The 1,963-nt window shown below is 73.4% G+C and carries 1 protein-coding gene and 1 pseudogene; both read right to left on the bottom strand.

The genetic code is table 11. The features are described 5' to 3' along the window. A partial coding sequence (locus OZN99_RS30575; protein ID WP_270938974.1) for a hypothetical protein occupies nt 1-1,198 on the bottom strand: 1,198 nt, incomplete at its 3' end. A 157-nt stretch (nt 1,199-1,355) separates the two neighbouring features. After that, nucleotides 1,356-1,963 (bottom strand): annotated as a pseudogene (locus OZN99_RS30570) (alpha-amylase); the annotation flags it as partial.

Below are 1,963 nucleotides of genomic sequence, written 5' to 3'. Positions count from 1 at the left end.
CAGGCTCGGGCTGGGGCGCGGGCTGCGGATCCGGCTGGGGCGCGGGCGCGGGCGCTGCGGCGCCGCCGGCCTCGAGCGGGGTGACGGTCGTGCCGACCTTCAGCCCGTCGGCCGAGACCCAGATCGGCAGGCCCGACGTGTCGTACACCGCGTTGCCGCGGCCGCTGCCGTCGGCGCCGGCCAGGCGGCCATAGCCATAGCCGTAATGCAGCGTGCCATCCGGCGCGACCGCGCCGGAGAAGGTCACCAGCAGCGTGTCGGCATCCACCACCTGCGCGGCCGTGCCGTTCACCTGGCCGCCATTGCCCAGCACCGACCAGCCCACGCCGCGCGCCGCGTCGGCATCCAGCGCCTGGAAGCCGGCGGTGCCATCATGCGCGACGTCGATGCGCAGCTGGTTGCCGTTGACGAGCTCGGCGCGGATCACCTGCGGGCCGCCATCGGCGATGGCGCCGCCGGCCGAAGCGACCGGCGAGCCGGGCTTGGCGTATTGCGCGAAGCTCTCGGCGATGGCGCGGGCGGACCGCAACAGGGTCTGCATCCCGTCCTCGGGATCCATGTGCGGGCCGCCGTATTCGCGCGTGCCCTGGTTGCCGTCGAAATCGTCGTTGTCGGTGTCCACGTCCAGCGTGCGCGCGGCGATGTCCGCGTTGAAGCCGGCGTCGGCGGCCAGGCGCTCCATGCCCTGGCGGATCGCGTTGTGGCCCTCGGTCTTGCCCCAGTAGGGCATCGCGGAGACGAAGAGATAGGGCGTGCTCTCCGCGCCCTGGCCCAGCGCGGCGCGGACCTGCGCCGCGTCGAAGCGCACGGCGGACATCCACTGGTCGGCGGTCAGCCCGGCGTTGGCGCTGTCGTATTCGCTGTGGAACCAGAGCGTCGCGGTCGGGTCGTCCTTCTGGTCGGCCGACAGGCCGCGCACCTTGTTCAGCAGCGCATTCTCCGGCCCGGCATTGCTCCAGCCCTGGCGCCAGTCGCCGTTGTTGGCGGTCATCCAGTCGCCGATCAGCGCCGTCCCGCCGAAGGCGGTGGCCTGGTTCTGGTCGTAGCGCTCATAGACCAGGGAAATCCGGTCGTTGGTGCCGTCGAAGCCCAGCAGGCGCTGGACTTCCTGGACCAGCGCGCCGGCGCCGGCCCAGCCGTTGCTCTCCATGGAGAGGATCGCGTTGGACTGGCCGCGAACGAGAAGGTTGAGATTCATGCACCAGGCTCCCTGGCCGTGCGTGGTCAGGGACGCTGCGCGCACCGGGGGCGAAGGTGCCGGTCCGGGAAAGTCGCCGCAGCGCCACCGCCCGGCCCGCGCGGTTTGCGCGAGGAAGGGGCGGTGGCTGCGCGTCTAAGTGTATACGATACTCACGTCAACGTGATTCTTCGCCTGCTGGTTGATCGGCGCCCAGCAGCCTGTCGGCCAGGGCGACGAGCCCGCGCAGGGGCACCGGCAGCCAGGCCGGGCGATTCGCGGCCTCGTCGACCAGTTCGGCCGCCGCCTTGCCGATCAGGAACAGCTCCATCGCGGCGGCTGCGCCGGCGGGCAGGGCGCCGGCCTCGGCTTCCCAGCAGGCCCGGTAGGCATCCAGGAAGGCGCTGCCCGCGGCGTCCCGCCACAGCGCGATCAGCTCCGCGCGGCGGCTGGTCGGGGCGGCCGTCGCGGTGCCGCTCGCCTCCGTCGCCGCGGCGATGGCGGCAGCGTAGTCCAGGCTGCGCAGCAGCCCCGCCACGTCGCGCCAGGGGCTGTCCTTGGCCCGGCGGAGCTCGGCCGGCCGTGCGGGATCGCCCTCGAAGTCGAGGATCGTCGCATCGCCGGGCCCGACCAGCAGCTGGCCGAGATGGAAGTCGCCATGGATGCGCGTTGCGGCCAGCCCCTCCGGTGCCGGCGCTGCGCCGCGCACCGCCTCCACCAGGTCGCGCCGGCGCGCCAGCAGCCGCGCCGCCAGCGCCTCCTCCGGACCCGGCGGCAGCAGGCTGG

The organism is Falsiroseomonas oryzae (assembly GCF_027856955.1).
GTDB classification, from domain to species: domain Bacteria; phylum Pseudomonadota; class Alphaproteobacteria; order Acetobacterales; family Acetobacteraceae; genus Falsiroseomonas; species Falsiroseomonas oryzae.
Note: the sequence above shows the minus strand (reverse complement) of the source record. Positions and strands in the feature narration are given on the sequence as shown.